The organism is Actinomadura craniellae (assembly GCF_003289645.1).
GTDB lineage: Bacteria > Actinomycetota > Actinomycetes > Streptosporangiales > Streptosporangiaceae > Actinomadura_D > Actinomadura_D craniellae.
In genome coordinates this window covers 36402-50052 of the sequence record NZ_QLYX01000008.1, presented here as the reverse complement: position 1 = coordinate 50052, position 13651 = coordinate 36402, and the positions used below count along the sequence as shown (strand labels likewise).

16 protein-coding genes are annotated in these 13651 nt (G+C 72.4%); 11 read left to right on the top strand and 5 right to left on the bottom strand.

The features are described from left to right. The first annotated feature begins 99 nt into the window (after positions 1–99). The 9 genes from DPM19_RS18195 to DPM19_RS18155 all read left to right on the top strand — a co-directional run bounded on the left by DPM19_RS18195 (position 100) and on the right by DPM19_RS18155 (position 8886). Positions 100–465 carry a hypothetical protein gene (locus DPM19_RS18195; RefSeq protein WP_111869149.1) on the top strand — a complete coding sequence of 122 codons (366 nt, stop codon included), beginning with the start codon at positions 100–102 and terminating at the stop codon, positions 463–465. Next, positions 462–3110 carry a YfjI family protein gene (locus DPM19_RS18190; protein WP_111869148.1) on the top strand — a complete coding sequence of 883 codons (2649 nt, stop codon included), beginning with the start codon at positions 462–464 and terminating at the stop codon, positions 3108–3110. The genes DPM19_RS18195 and DPM19_RS18190 overlap by 4 nt, the downstream gene beginning before the upstream one ends. 439 nt (positions 3111–3549) lie before the next feature. Beyond that, the gene (locus tag DPM19_RS18185; protein WP_111869147.1) at positions 3550–4002 is read left to right on the top strand and encodes a hypothetical protein; all 453 of its coding nucleotides are present in this window, start codon (positions 3550–3552) and stop codon (positions 4000–4002) included. A 94-nt stretch (positions 4003–4096) separates the two neighbouring features. Next, positions 4097–4468 carry a hypothetical protein gene (locus DPM19_RS18180; RefSeq protein WP_111869146.1) on the top strand — a complete coding sequence of 124 codons (372 nt, stop codon included), beginning with the start codon at positions 4097–4099 and terminating at the stop codon, positions 4466–4468. A gap of 232 nt (positions 4469–4700) precedes the next feature. Then, entirely contained in the window at positions 4701–5048 is a 348-nt protein-coding gene (locus tag DPM19_RS18175; protein ID WP_111869145.1) for a MerR family transcriptional regulator, read from the top strand. A gap of 6 nt (positions 5049–5054) precedes the next feature. Continuing rightward, the gene (locus tag DPM19_RS18170) at positions 5055–5984 is read left to right on the top strand and encodes a hypothetical protein (RefSeq protein ID WP_111869144.1); all 930 of its coding nucleotides are present in this window, start codon (positions 5055–5057) and stop codon (positions 5982–5984) included. Beyond that, entirely contained in the window at positions 5981–6376 is a 396-nt protein-coding gene (locus DPM19_RS18165) for a hypothetical protein (RefSeq protein WP_111869143.1), read from the top strand. Before DPM19_RS18170 ends, DPM19_RS18165 begins: the two co-directional genes overlap by 4 nt. Next, positions 6376–6732 carry a hypothetical protein gene (locus DPM19_RS18160; RefSeq protein WP_111869142.1) on the top strand — a complete coding sequence of 119 codons (357 nt, stop codon included), beginning with the start codon at positions 6376–6378 and terminating at the stop codon, positions 6730–6732. Before DPM19_RS18165 ends, DPM19_RS18160 begins: the two co-directional genes overlap by 1 nt. A gap of 3 nt (positions 6733–6735) precedes the next feature. Further along, positions 6736–8886: a phage tail protein gene (locus DPM19_RS18155; RefSeq protein ID WP_111869141.1), complete on the top strand. Its 2151-nt coding sequence runs from the start codon at positions 6736–6738 to the stop codon at positions 8884–8886. A 181-nt stretch (positions 8887–9067) separates the two neighbouring features. Here the strand turns inward: DPM19_RS18155 and DPM19_RS18150 are convergent, their stop codons facing one another. Further along, positions 9068–9262 carry a hypothetical protein gene (locus tag DPM19_RS18150; RefSeq protein ID WP_146778905.1) on the bottom strand — a complete coding sequence of 65 codons (195 nt, stop codon included), beginning with the start codon at positions 9260–9262 and terminating at the stop codon, positions 9068–9070. Next, entirely contained in the window at positions 9259–9528 is a 270-nt protein-coding gene (locus DPM19_RS18145) for a hypothetical protein (RefSeq protein ID WP_111869139.1), read from the bottom strand. Before DPM19_RS18145 ends, DPM19_RS18150 begins: the two co-directional genes overlap by 4 nt. A gap of 144 nt (positions 9529–9672) precedes the next feature. Here DPM19_RS18145 and DPM19_RS18140 point away from each other — a divergent pair, with 144 nt between their 5' ends. Further along, on the top strand, positions 9673–10896 hold the full coding sequence (locus DPM19_RS18140; protein ID WP_111869138.1) for a helix-turn-helix transcriptional regulator: 1224 nt from the start codon (positions 9673–9675) through the stop codon (positions 10894–10896). Between the two features lie 68 nt (positions 10897–10964). Here DPM19_RS18140 and DPM19_RS18135 read toward each other — a convergent pair whose 3' ends face one another. Beyond that, positions 10965–11351, bottom strand: coding sequence for a hypothetical protein (locus DPM19_RS18135; RefSeq protein ID WP_158566812.1), 387 nt, complete (start codon positions 11349–11351; stop codon positions 10965–10967). Continuing rightward, entirely contained in the window at positions 11348–12295 is a 948-nt protein-coding gene (locus DPM19_RS18130; RefSeq protein WP_111869136.1) for a hypothetical protein, read from the bottom strand. The genes DPM19_RS18135 and DPM19_RS18130 overlap by 4 nt, the downstream gene beginning before the upstream one ends. Before the next feature lie 191 nt (positions 12296–12486). Between DPM19_RS18130 and DPM19_RS35300 the strand changes: the two genes are divergently transcribed. After that, positions 12487–12654, top strand: a complete 168-nt coding sequence (locus tag DPM19_RS35300; protein ID WP_158566811.1) for a hypothetical protein — start codon at positions 12487–12489, stop codon at positions 12652–12654. A 70-nt stretch (positions 12655–12724) separates the two neighbouring features. Here the strand turns inward: DPM19_RS35300 and DPM19_RS18125 are convergent, their stop codons facing one another. Further along, on the bottom strand, positions 12725–13570 hold the full coding sequence (locus DPM19_RS18125) for a DUF2637 domain-containing protein (protein ID WP_111869135.1): 846 nt from the start codon (positions 13568–13570) through the stop codon (positions 12725–12727). Positions 13571–13651 lie beyond the last annotated feature (81 nt).

Sequence of the window (13651 nt, the reverse complement as noted above, 5' to 3'; positions counted from 1 at the left end):
CGCCCCAACCACCACGTAAGGGACTCCTCCCATCATGCCCGCCACCGCGACCGGTCGCGACCGGTCGTCAACATCGGTCGAACCCACCCCGGGGCAGCAGTGAGCGCCCGTCGAGCCCGCCAGCAGCGGGCCGCAGCCAACGCGCGCATACAGCGCACCCTCGACCAGGCCGCCGCCGCAACACCCCAGTTCGCCGAGTCACTCGGCCCCATCTTCGAGGCGTGGCAGGTCGGGCCGATGCTGCTGGTCATCCCGGCGTTGCGCGACGACTACCCGCCCGAGGTCAAGGCCGCGTTCGACCGGCGACGCCGCGCCACCCTCACCGGCCGGTGCGACTGCGGCGGCACCCGGGCCGCCCGCCGCGGCCGGGTCGTCCACGAACACGAGCTCGACTGCCCCGCCCGGGATGAGGCGTTCGGAGAGATCTGCCGCCGCCACGCCGGGCTGTGGAAGGGGAGCCTGTGACCGACGACCTCGTGTTCGACCAGGAAGCCGCCGCCCTCTACTGCGACACGATGTGGCAGCGGCGGGAAGGGTTCGCGGCCCTGGCGTTCGGTCGCGACGGACGGTGGAACGCCGCCGGCAAGTACGAGTTCCCCCGGGGCAACTGGACTGAGGCCGCTTACCGCTGGCCGGACGAGCGCAACCTCCTCTTGAAGGACGTCGCGGCGGAACTGGCGGTCGGGTCGGTCGACGTCTACGTCTGCCCGCTGCTCCGGCAGACCGACAAGCGAGCAAGAGGTAACGCCGCTCACCGCACCGTGGTGTGGGCCGACGCCGACGGCATCGACGGCCCGGCCGTCGTCAATCTCGGCGCCCTCATCGTCGGATCCGGCGGCCCCGGGCACGCACACGTCTATGTGCAGCTCGACCGGGAGGTGCCCGAAGATGTGCGGGAGGCGCTCGCCCGTGGCCTCATGGCCCGATCGGGCAACGCCGACCCGAAGGTCGCCGATAACGACGTGCTCCGACTACCGGGGACGCTCAACCACAAGACCAGCCCGCCCAGCCCCGTCCCCTGGATGATCCCGCCCGGTCACGACCTGGCGCGAGTATGGGCCCCTGACGACCTCACCCAGGCGCTCGGTATCGCGCCGCCCCTCCCCGCCGCCGCGCCGACGTCAGCGCCCACGATGACGGCCCCCACGGCGCTGCCGTTGCCGAGTCCGGACGTCGAGCAGGCACTCGGCAGGGACACCGGCAACCGGTCCGACGACTTCGCCGCGGCCGTCTGGGCGTGCTACCGGGCCGGGTGGACGCGCGAGCAGACCATCGGCATCCTCCGCGCCCGCCACCACCCCGGGGCGGTCAAGTACGGAGCGCGCCTCGCCGCCGAAGTCGACCGGGTGTGGCTGAAAGCCAACGACGAGGAACGCCGGTTGCAGCTCTGGCCGCCCACCGCCGTGCAGCCGACGCCCCCGCCGCCGGCCGTGCCCGCCGTCCCCGACGGCGTGCCAACACCGGCCGTCCCGCCCGCGGCCACCGTGCGGCACGCGCTCGCCCACGCCCCGCACGCCGACATCATCCGCGGAGTCTTCCCCGACCGGGCCGCCCTCGCCGCGCTGCCCTGGCCCGCCCCGGGAGACGACGACCAGGACCACGAGCAAGGGCCCCTGCCCGACTTCCCCGTCGACGCACTCCCCGGCGACCTCGGCAAGTACGTGGCCGCGCTCGCCGAGTACAACCAGATCAGCGCCGACATCGCCGCCCTCGTCGTCCTCGGCACCCTGGCCGTGATCGCGGGCGGGTACGCCACCGTCACCGGGCAATGGACCGAGAAGACCCTGAATCTGTACGTCGCGCCCATGGCCGAATCCGGGGAGGGCAAATCCCCGCTGGTCTCCGCGATCGCCGCGCCCGTGCTGGCCCTTGAGCGGGAGCTCCGCGCCGAGTACGACGCCGAGTTCGGCGAGAAACGCGACCGGTACGAAATCGCACAGAAGACCCGCGACCGGCTGATTGCGAAGATCGCGGACGCCCCAACCAAGGAACGCCGCGACGAGCTCACCGCCGACTTGGAAGTGACCAACAAGGAGATCGAGGAGAACCGGCCGCCGCCGCGCCCCCAGCTCCTCGCCGGCGACGCCACCCCCGAATCACTCGGCCGCATCATGACCGGCACCTGCAGCCACATCGGGATGATCGCCGACGAGGGCGGGTTCCTCGGGACGCTGGCCGGCCGGTACACCAAAGGCAACGTCGCCAACATCGACCTCGTCCTCCTCGCGTTCGACGCCGCCATGCCCTACCGGGTCGACCGGATCGGCCGTGAATCATTCGAGATCGAACGGCCGTCGCTGTCCATGGCGCTGTGCGTCCAACCCGCCATCATGCGGGAGGCCATCGCCTCACCCGCACTCGTCGACCGAGGGTTCATCAACCGGTTCCTCGTCGCGCTGCCCGAGTCGCGGGCCGGCCGCCGCGACAAACGCCCCCCGAAAGTCCCCGGGCACCTCTCGCACGCATGGCGTGAATGCGTGCGCACGGTGTTCTACGCGCTGCTGCCGGACGGCACCGCGTGGGACAAGGAGGAGCAGGAACCCAAGCCGCCGGAACCGATGACGGTCGGCGAGGCCGCCGAAGATCTGCACTACGAATGGCGCGTCATCCTCGAACGGCGCGTCGACCCCGACGACGGCGACCTCGCCATCATCAAGGGCTGGACCAAGAAGCTCGAAGGCGCCGCCTACCGGATCGCCGCCCTGCTCCACCTGGCCGCTGGCGCCGACCCCGAGCAGCCGATCGGCGCGCACACGATGGCCGACGCGATCCGGATCGGAGAATGGGCCATCCCTCACGCCCTGGCCGTCCTCGGAGCCGCAGACGGCGACCAGGACGGCGACCAGGGCGACGCCGCCGGCGAGCGTAAGAACGTGCTCGACTGGATCCGCCGTAAGGGCCGTGCCGAGTTCACCATCCGCGACGTCTACCAGGGACTCAAGGGCCGCAAATGGGTCCGCTCAGGAGGCGCTGAGGCCGTCCGTGACGTCCTGGTCGACCTGACCCGCCGGGGCTACCTGGCCACCGTCGCCCGCACGTCCGGGGACGGCCGGCCGCTGCCCGACGCCCTGTTCGTCGCGCACCCCGACGCCGTGAACGGCCCCCGATGACCGGTCACGCGCCGCACACAGGTGTTGGGGATGTTGGGGATGTCGGATATCGCCACATCCCCAGCCCGCGCACCCGTGTGACCTGCACCGTTACCCCGATTGGGGATGTTGGGGATGTTGGGGATGTCCTCGCGTTCCCGTTCCCCGCTTCGTCTGCGGCATTGACGGGCGAAGTCACAACCGGTGACGTCCCCACGACATCCCCACGCATCCCCAATCGGTGCCCGAACATCCCCAACACCCCAGCTAGCGAGGGATGTAGGGGCGATGGCAGCTATAAGAGAGACCAAGATCAAACTACTCTCTGTATAGAGAAATCCCCCCGCCCTCACCTTGTGTCGACCACTCCGCCGACGTCCCGCGCGGCGCATCCCCAACATCCCCAACGTCCCCAACAGTCACTCAGAGTCAACGCCCACCCTGTGGAAGGACCACCGCCATGGCCCCGACAAACCCCACCGCTCTCGCAGACCAGCTCAGCGCAGCCACCCGCCACGCCCGAGCAACCGTCACTGCCGTAGCCGACCAAATCCCCGGTGGCGCCCTCACCGACGGCGCGCTCATCCCGTGGATCCGGGAGCAGATCGAAGCGCTCCTCACCGCGCTCTTCGCCGGGGCCGGCCACGTCTGCCCTCACCTCAACCATCTCGGCAGCGCCCCCCAACCAGCCATCGCCGCCGCATGGGCACCCGAACGACTCACCTGCAACACCTGCGCCCCAACCCTGCTAGCCGCGCCCGGCGACACCACCTGCGACCGATGCTCGCGCCCCACCCCCGCACTACACGTCGGGGCAGTCGCCGCCGGGCTGATCATCTTCCACTTCGCGCTGTGCCCCGACTGCGCCACAGAGATCGGCATTCCCACCCCAGCCGCCCCAGACCGCCCGTGACCGCCGACCGCCCGCCCCAGCTCGATTCGACCGCGCCCGCGACCGGTCGTCCGCCTGGCCGCGCGCAGGCGCACATGCATGTGAGGAACCCCCGGTGAACGACACCCCGCCGCGGCGCGAGAAGGTCCGCTCCGGCTATGAGGGCAAGTTGGAGCTCGGTGTGGCCGATGACCGGTTGCGCCGCGCCCTGTCCCGCCTCGCCCGCGACAAGGACCCGGCCGCGCGCACCGCCGGGGTTCGGATCGCGGGCGAGGCCGCCACGCTGCTGCACCGCCTAGCCGCCGACGCGGAAGAAGCCAGTTCGGCGACGAAAGCCCAGCGGGAGCGGATGCGCGCCCACCTGCGCCGCGCCGAGGAGAAGTTGCGCGAGACGTACGCCCGCCGCGGCCTACAACCCCCGGAACTACGGCTCTCCGGGGCGTTGGACGGCCCGGAGAAGGCCGATGACGGCGGCCCGAAGCCATGACCCGACCGCGACCGGTTCGCACGTACGGAGGGCCCTCACGCGGGAGGCGCCCGTGGCGCCGTTTGACCGGTCAACGGGGTCCCACGCGGAAGAGCCGCCGCCCGGTTGTCGCGTGACAACGCCAAAAAAGGGCGACGCCCGGACGGCCCCGGCTCGGACGTCAACAGCCCCTCCACACGAGGGCTCCCCGGCGCCGGTTCGACCGGTCGAACCACAAAAAGAGGCGCCCGCCGTGGTGGTCCCGGCCGCCCTCGTCGGCCCGCTGCTGCGCGTCCTCGTCCGCGCCCTGGCCCGGGAAGCGCGGGAGGGCGGCGGCGGGGTCATCCCGCCCGGCATCGCCGAGTTCCTCCGCGCGTTGCACGAGGCGACCGACCCGCCCCCCGTTGCCGACGGCGGCAACACCGAGGACCCCCCGGACAGCATCGAGGGGATGGCCATGGTGACGGTCGCCCAGCTCGCCGCCTCGTCCGGGTTCCCCTCGCGGACGTTGCGGTACTGGGCGGCCGCCGGCCGGGTCCGCGCGGTGCGGGCCGGCAACACCTGGCTGATCGACCCCGAGTCGCTCAAGCACAGGAGATGAACCCCGATGGGGAAGACCACCACCCCGCCCGCCGACCCGCCGGGCGACACCCCGCCCCGGCCGCGCGCCGTCGTCGCCGACACCCCCGAGAAGGTCGCCGCGCTCCTCGCCGCCGATGAGGTCACCGCCCCGGCCACCCCCGCCGACGTCGCCCAGGCGGAGCAGGAAGCCGACGAGGCCGCCGCCCTGGTCGACGCCCTTGAGCGGCGCGTCGTCGACGGCGATGAGGACATCACCCCCGAGGAGATCGCGAACGCCGAGCAACTCGGCCGGTTCGCCCGCCTGCGCGCGAAGGCCACTCAGGTCAGGGCGGAGAGGACCGCCCGGGCGAACCGGCTCCGCGCCTGCGATGAGCTCCGCGCCGAGATCCTCGCCTACGCCGACACCTCCGGTCCCCGCTTCACCGGCCTGCTGCGCGACGTCGAGCAGGCCGTCAACGCGTTCACCACGGCCGTGAACGAACGCAACGCCATCACCCGCGGCTGGTATCAGCGGATGAGGGAACTGTCCGTCCCCGACCACCTCAACCCCCTCCCGGTGCCGCCCGCCGAACACGGGCAACTCGGCCTCGTCCCCGGCACCGGCACCTTCCAGGAGCAGGGGCGGGCCCTGGCCGCCGGCCGCCGCCGCGTCCCCGTCCGCGTGGACGCGGGCGGGTTCCTGACCCGCCTCATGGACGCCCTGAAGGTCGAGCGGCCCCGGGTCCGGGAGGAGCAGCTCACCCGCCTTTATGAGGCGCTTGGGACGCTCGACCGGCACGCCCCCGACATCGACCCGGGCATCCGGTATTTCCGCGGCTCGGGTGGCTCGGTCTTCCAGGTCGGTGCCGAGCAGCTCGCCGCGATCCCCGAGGGCCACCACGAGAACCAATGGCAACGACAGATCAAGACCGGTGAGCTCGTCGAGATCACCCGGCGGGAGGCGTTCGGCCAATGAACCCCGCCCAGCGCGACGACGCATGGCTCAAGGCCGCCACGCCCGCGCAGATCGCCCAGGCTCACGACGCCGGGGAGCTCGTCGCCCTCATGGGCGGCCACGTCCCCGACATCCCCGCCGAGGGGCAGTTGACGCATGAGCACGTCACCCAGATGACGCCCGCCCAGATCACCCAGGCGTTGCACGCGGGCCGCCTGACCGACGTCCTCACCACCGCCCCCTCCCCGCCGCCGCGGGTGACGGCGCCTCCCGGGCAGCTCACCGACAGCGCGGTGTCCGGGATGCGCCCCGACGAGGTCACCGAAGCCATGGCCGCGGGGAAGCTCGACTTCCTCATGGGCCGGGTGCCAGGGGTTCCGTACGTGGAGACCCCGAGGTCGGGTGAGTTCTGATGCCCCGCCGCAAGCGAGGCCCGACCCCGCGCCGCCGCCCGACCGCGCCCCGCCCGCCGGACGGGGTTGACGTCGCCGACCGGGCCGCCGCCGCAGCCGTCGCCCTCATCACCGCCCGCCGCGACCCCGCCACCACCGATGAGGAGTTCGGCGCGCTGGTCGGCTCGACGGTCGGCGCCATGATGGACGCCCACCCGGGCGGGGAGTTCGAAGCGGTCGGGTACTTCACCGCCCAACTGGCCGCCATGGCGGCCGCGGCGTGCGCCGGGTGGGACAACGCCGCCGGCAACGGGTCGCCGTCCGCCGACATGCTCGCCGCGGCCGGTCTCCAGGCCGCCGCAGGAACCGGGGGGTGACCCGTGGCCCTGTCGGTTGGTGAGTTGGTTGCGTTCATCCGCGCGGACGACCGCGGGTTCCGCCGCACCCTCGACCGGTCCGAGCAGCACATGCAGCAGTTCCAACGCGACACCAACGGCCGGTTGCGCGACATGCGGGGCCGGTTCGTCGCCGAGGGCGAGGCCGCCGGGGAAGGGTACGGCGGTGGGCTCATCGGGGCGGTCCGGGCCGCAATCTCCGCCGGGCTACGCGGGGCGGGGGCCGTCCTCGCCCCACTGGCCGCCCTGCCCCTGAAGGTCGCCGCGATCGCGGCGACTGCGGTCGCTGCCGCGCCGTTGCTGGCGGCCCTCGGGGCGAAGCTGCTCGCGTTGGGTCAGGCCGCGCTCGCCGTCGCGCCGATGCTGCTCAGCTTCGCGGCGGCCGGGCTGTTCGTGAAGGCCACCCTGAAGCAGATCTTCGCTGAGGGCAGCGCGGCCAGGAAGGCGTTGCAGCCCATCGGCGACGCGTTCACGGCCGCGGGAAAGGCGGCGTCTGAGGCCGCCGCCCGCGGTATCCGCCCGCTCGCCCAGGCGTTCACGCGGGTTGCGTTCCCGCACGTCCGCCGCACGATGGTCGCGATCGGGCAGGCAACCAACCAGGTCATGCGGGAATTCCTGGCCTGGGGGAAGTCGACGGCCGGGGTCAAGGCGCTGCGCGGCATCCTCGACCCGATCTCGAAATCCGTGCGCGAGCTCGCGCCGCACGTCTCCCGGCTCGCCATCTCGTTCGTCAGCATGTTGGGCCGGATCTCTGGTGTCTCCATGGCGGTCGGCTCCCGCGGCCTGGCCGGCGCCCTCGATTGGCTGGCCGACCGGCTCGACCGCATCACCGCGGCGTCGGTGTCCGCCGGGCTCGACAAGCTCAAGAGCGCCTTCCAGGCCGTCTCCACCGTCGTCGGAACGCTGTCCGGGTGGGTCCGCACGCTGGTCGACGCGTACCGCACCTACACCGCCCAGTTCCGCGCCCTGGCCGACGTGGTGTCGGTGCTCGCGATCGTGTTCGGTGGTCCGGTCACCGCCGTCATCGCCGCCGCCGGCCTGGTCATCCGCCACTTCGACGAGGTCAAGGCCGCTTACGAGCGGATCAAGCAGGGCTTCTCGTCGCCGATCGCGGGCGACTTCATGGCGAACGTGCGGTCGGCGGTCACCGAGGTGTTGCCGTCCCTGAAGAAGGTCTTCGCCGACATCAAAGCCGTGGTGATCCCCGCCCTACAGGAGATCTGGACCAAGGTCACGACCCAGCTCATCCCGGCGTTCGGGCAGTTCCTCGCGGCCGCCGCCCCGGTGGTGTCGTGGCTGGTCGGGGTGTTCGGCCCGATGGTCGTGGCGGTGTTCCGGTCCGTGATGGCCAACATTTCCGGGGCGATCAGCATCATCACCGGCATCCTCAAGGTCTTCACTGGCATCCTCACCGGCGACTGGGGGAAGGCGTGGGACGGCGTCAAGGCCATCGCCGCCGGGGCGTGGCAGATCATCACCGGCATCATCCGCATCGGCCTGTCCGGGGTCATGGCGTTGTTCAAACTCCACATCGGCCTCATCAGGGGCGTCATGACCCGGATGAACGAGGCCGCCCTCGACGGGGCGCGCGCGATCGGCCGCAGCATCATGGGCGCCCTGCGCGCCGCGTGGGGCGGCATCCGCTCCGCCGCCAACGGCATCAAAAACACCATCGTCGGTGTGTTCCGCGGCGCCGGGTCATGGCTGGTCAGCGCCGGTAGGGCCATCCTCGACGGCCTCATCTCGGGCATCCGGGGGGCGATCGGCCGCGTGCGGGACATCCTGTCGTCCGTGACCGGGATGATCCCCTCGTGGAAGGGCCCCATGGCGGTTGACCTGAAGCTGTTGGAGCCGTCTGGGGCGGCGATCATGTCGGGGTTGATGGACGGCATCACCGGCGCGTTGCCGGCTCTGCGGTCGACGCTGGGCCAGGTGACGGACGGTATCGCCGGTGCGGTGTCCGGGCCCGACATCGCCCCGGCCGGGGCCGCCGGGTTCGGCCGGGACCGGCAGGTCGTGGACGTGCGCGTCACGGTCGACGCCACCGGCGGAGACGACCACTTCCTCCGCTGGTTGCGACGCACCATCCGCGTTGAGGGCGGCGGGAACGTGCAACAGGTCCTCGGGAAAGGGTGAGCAGGGGGCGGCGGCCGGCCGGGACCGCCGACCTGACCGGCCGCCCTCCCCCCTCATCCCCGGGCCTGAACCGTCCCCGGGGGAACCGCGGCCCCGGACCCTGCCAAGGGTTTCCTTCCGGGGCCGCGGCGTACGGTGCGGGCACGGCGGCAGCGGTCAGGAAGCGCCGTGCCCGCGGTCTCTACCTGACCGGCGGCCACGGCCAGGCCGCCGGCGCCCGCATCGCCCGCCCAAGCTCGCCCGGCGACACAGCTTCGACGAGGCGCCCGCCGGCCAGCGCCCACCAACTACGGGTGCGCCACCCGTACCAGATCCATGGCGTGCCGTGCCGTTTCCGTAGCGCGGCCTGCACCTGGTAGATCTCCGCGTCGTTCACGTCCACGTCACCCCATCGGCGGTGACCCGGGCGTGCGCGACCTGGTGTCCGTGCTGGTACCCGACCCCGCCGCCGGCGTAGTGCGCCCGGTGCACGCTCCCCGACGCCCCCGGGGCCGCGTTGGCGAGGGCTTCGGCGAGGTGCTCGACGGCCCGGTCCGGGTCGTCGGTGACACCGGTCGCGCCCTGGTCGTCGCCGAGACGGGCGGTCCATTCGAACAGGCGTGGCGGGCCGCCGTGATAGTTCGGCGGGGCGGCGTGCACCATGCGCCCGGCCTCCTTCGTGGGGTAGCGGTTCGGTGACTCCAAGCGAACTGCTGCGATGGGGCGCATACCAGAGGCACACTGGCGATGAAGGACCCGATGACGCCGTAGTGATCGGGTATTCGGACCGGCGAATTGGTGCGCGCCATGACCGAACGATCCCGCCCTGCGTGGGCTGCCCGCCTCCAAACCGAACGCGAAGACCGCCGCTGGTCGAAAGCCGAACTCGGCCGCCGGCTCCGAGCTGAGACCGGCTCACACCGCGCCCTGGAGTCCCTGACGTCCCAGATCCGCGCGTGGGAACGCGGGGACCACTTCCCCCGCGACTACGTCGACACCCTCGCCGCCGTCTTCGGCCTCGACCCGGACGACCTGTTCCCGCCCTCTGAACGACCGTTGTGGGGGCCGGCCGGGGCCGCCGATGCGGGGATCACCCCCGACGACGAGGAACGCCTCGTCATGGCCGCACGGCACCCGGCCCGGTTGGATACTGCCGTGGTAGAGGGGCTGTCGGCCACGCTCGCAAACCAGCGGCGCATTGAGGACATGATCGGATCGGGGGCGGTCATCGGCCCGGCGACCGCTCACATGCGGCTCACGCTGCGGCTGCTGAAGGAAGCGCGCGGGCCGGTCGCCGACCGGCTCACCGCGACCGCTTCTGAAGCGTCCCAGTTCGCCGGGTGGCTGCACACCGCGATCGGCGCCCACGATGCCGCAAGCCCCTTGTACGACCAGGCGCTACGACTCGGGATGCAAGCCGGCGACCCGGACCTGACCGCGACCGCCCTGTCGATGCACGGGCACCTGGCGTGGGTCACCGGCGACATCGCTTCCATGGCCACGCTGTCGCGGGCCGCCGCCGAGCAGGCCACCGCGACCGGTACCCGCACCGTGGCCATCCAGCAGGGCGGGCGGGCCCTGGCCATCCTCGGGGACCGGCAAGGCGCCCTGCGCGCCATCGGCCACGCCGAGGAAGCGTTGTCGAGCGCGGGGGGAGGCGACCCGGACTCGTTGTACTTCTACGGCCCGGCGATGCTCACGATGCAGCGCGGCCTGATCCTGGCCTACCTCGCCGACACCCCGGCCGAGCACACCGCCGCCGCCGACGTCATCACCGCGGGCATCGAGGCGTTGCCGCCGACCGTGCGCGATTCGGAGTGGGTGGCTTGGTACCGGGTGCAGGCCGCCATTGAGCGAGCCGCCGGCGGGCAGGTCGAGCAGTCGGTGTCCGCCCTGCGGGTGGCGTTGGGCATCGTGTCGGCCACCGGCGGCGGGAAGACCCGCGCCACCATCGCCCAGACCTACCGGTCGATGGCCGCCCGCTGGCCGGACCATTCAGCCGTCGTCGAGCTGGGCGAGGCTCTACGCTGAGAGGTGCGTGCACCAACGCCGAACGCCCCACCGGCCTCGTCCCGGCGGGGCGTTCGTACGCCCGGGGGTCATCCCGTGTAGTCGACCGGCGGCGGCCGGACCTCCGCGTACCCGCGGCACCACGCCGAGAACACCGCCCGGCCCAGCGCGGTGCCGGCGCGCGGGTCGTGCGGGCACGAGGTGGCCGGTTCCCCGGCGGCGGCGGTTTCCCGCCCGTCGAGCCAGGCGTCCCAGATGAGCACCATCACCCCGGCCTCCCCGTCGCGTAGCGCTTGGTCGCACAGGTCGGGGCGGTGCCTGGCGTAGGTGCGCACCCAGATGAACCGCAACGCCCGTTCCCGGTTGGTGGTGGGTTCCCACCACGGGCACGACTCGATGGGGATGGACCGGCGGGCCGCGACCCGGGCGGATCGGGTGGCGGCCCGCCGGTCCTCCTCCAACGACCTCCCGGTCACCGGGCCTCGCCGGTCGTGTCGTGTCGGGCCGCGCGGCGGGCCCGCAGTTCCTCCACCACCGCCCGGGCGACCGCGCCGGCGACCGCTTCCTCAGCGTTGCCCAGGTCCATCGCGCGGAGCGCCTCGACCGCCTCGTCCGGCGCCGTGAGCGGGACCGTGAACCGCTCGCCGCCCCCGCCGCGGGTGGTTCCGGCCGTCGGCTGTTCGGGGGTGTCGGCGCGGATCAGGGCCACCGATATCGAGGCCTCGCCGGCGGGCCGGTCGGCGTCGCCCTGGCCGTCGTCGAGCTGCTGCTCCCGCCCCTCCGGGTCGAGCACCTCCCGCTGCTCCCGCTCCCCGGCCGGGGCGGGGATCACACGCCGCAACACCGCCACCCCGTCCGCGACGAGGCCGGCCAACTCGCCGTGCCCGAGGGTGTCGAGCAGAGCGGCCAGGCCGGGGGCGTCGCCGATGTCGACGAACGTCGACGGGTGGTCGGTGGCGATGCCGCCCCCCAGCAGGTGAACGCCGATGGTGCGGTCGTCGTCGCCGACCGGGCCGCTCGCGGAGATGTCGACGTAGGCGCGGTCACCGTCGCCGATGGTGGTCTCGCCGATGCCGCTGATGTGCAGCGGCCGGGCCCCGCCCTCGTGGTCGCGGGTGCACCACGGGACGGAGCACACGAACCCGGGGGCGGGCCGCTCGTTGACGACCTGCTCGTCCTCGCCGCCCTGGCCGTCGTCGAGCTGCTGCTCGTCGCCGGGGACGCACGGGGCGCACGCGAACACCTGCCCACCGCCGACCGCGCCGACGGGGACGGACGGGCCGGTGTACGTCAGGTGCGAGATGCCGCAGACGACGCACGCGAGGCCGTCGCGCTGCTGGTCGGTCAGGGCGGCCGGGCCGAACACGACCGGGCCGGCCGGGGGCACGTCGTCGATGGTGAGCTGGGGCGCGGACGGCATCCCAGCGAAGGGAAGCTGACCGGGCGTAGGGTGGTTCGCCATGGGGCCGATCTCCTGATCCGAGGTTGATCCCTAGGCCCCGTCCGGTGTTGCAGTCACCGAGATGGGGCCGCTTTTCTGTTACAACAGAAAAGATACTCATGCCTGACTGGCCATGGCAAGGTTTCCCCACGTAGTTCTAAGATTCTGTTGTGACAGAAAAGAAGCGGGGACGGCCCGCCACGGGCGAAACCAAGATCCGCGGTGTCCGCGTGCCTGATGCGGTGTGGGAAGAGGCCAAGCGGAAAGCCGCCGAAGAGGGCAAGACCGTCTCCGACGTCGTCAACGAACTCCTCCGCAAGTACAACGCCAAGAAGTAGCCGGCCACCCCGCGGACACGACGAGAGCCCCCGCCAGGACCACCCCGGCGAGGGCTCTCGCGACCACCCCTCACCCGGTCGCGACCACCCCGGGAGCGCGCTCCCGCCCGGCCAGAGCAGCGCGCACCCGCACCGCCCGCGGATGCCCGATCCGCAGTTCCTGCCGCAACGCCCGCACCGACGGGAGACCCCCTGTCGCGAGCACCCCGGCGAACCGGTCACAGGCGGTCGCGATCACCGGGTCAAGGTCGGGAGAGGCGCTCCCGTCGCCCTCGTCGACCGCCTCGTCGTCGAGCAGCGCGGCGAGGCGGGCCGCCGCCCGGTCGAGCACCTCCCCGCCGGGCGACTCCACCACCGGCCGGACGGCGGGCCGCTCGTCGACGGGCATCACGAGTTCGTTCTCCACCCCGGCCGCCGCGCCGTGGTCGAGCTGGGCCACGACGAGCACCTCGTCAACGTCGGCCGTCGTCGCGCTGACCCGGCCGCGCCGGATCATCCCCATCAGCAACTCGACCACCAACACGAGGGTGACCGCCGGCCACGCCGCCACCACCGCCCCCACCGGGCCCCGCTCGATGCCGTGCAGCACGTTCACCGCCACCGTCGCCCCCACCCCCAACGCCAGCGCCACCCGCGCCAGGGCGGGCGGACGGTCCCCGCGCCGCGCCGCGTCGAGCAGCACCATGGAGGCGGTGAAGACGAGGCCGTCAATGGTGAGCGGGGTCAAGTAGCCGGTGACGCCGTCCTCGCCGTGTGCCTGAACCACGGCCAGGGCGTGACGGAAGCTGACGACGGCGGCGATACCGCCGATGCCGACCACCGCGACCGTTGTGCTGGCGCGGATCAGCCCGTCGCCGACGGCTGAGTGAGGTCTTTCGGAGACCTCGGTGGACGGGAGGGTTCTACGATCTTCCATGGGTCAGGACCTCGGCTCCTGATCAAGGCCCCGGCCGGTGCTCCAACACCGCGCCCGGGGCCGTCCTACTTCCGACGGCTT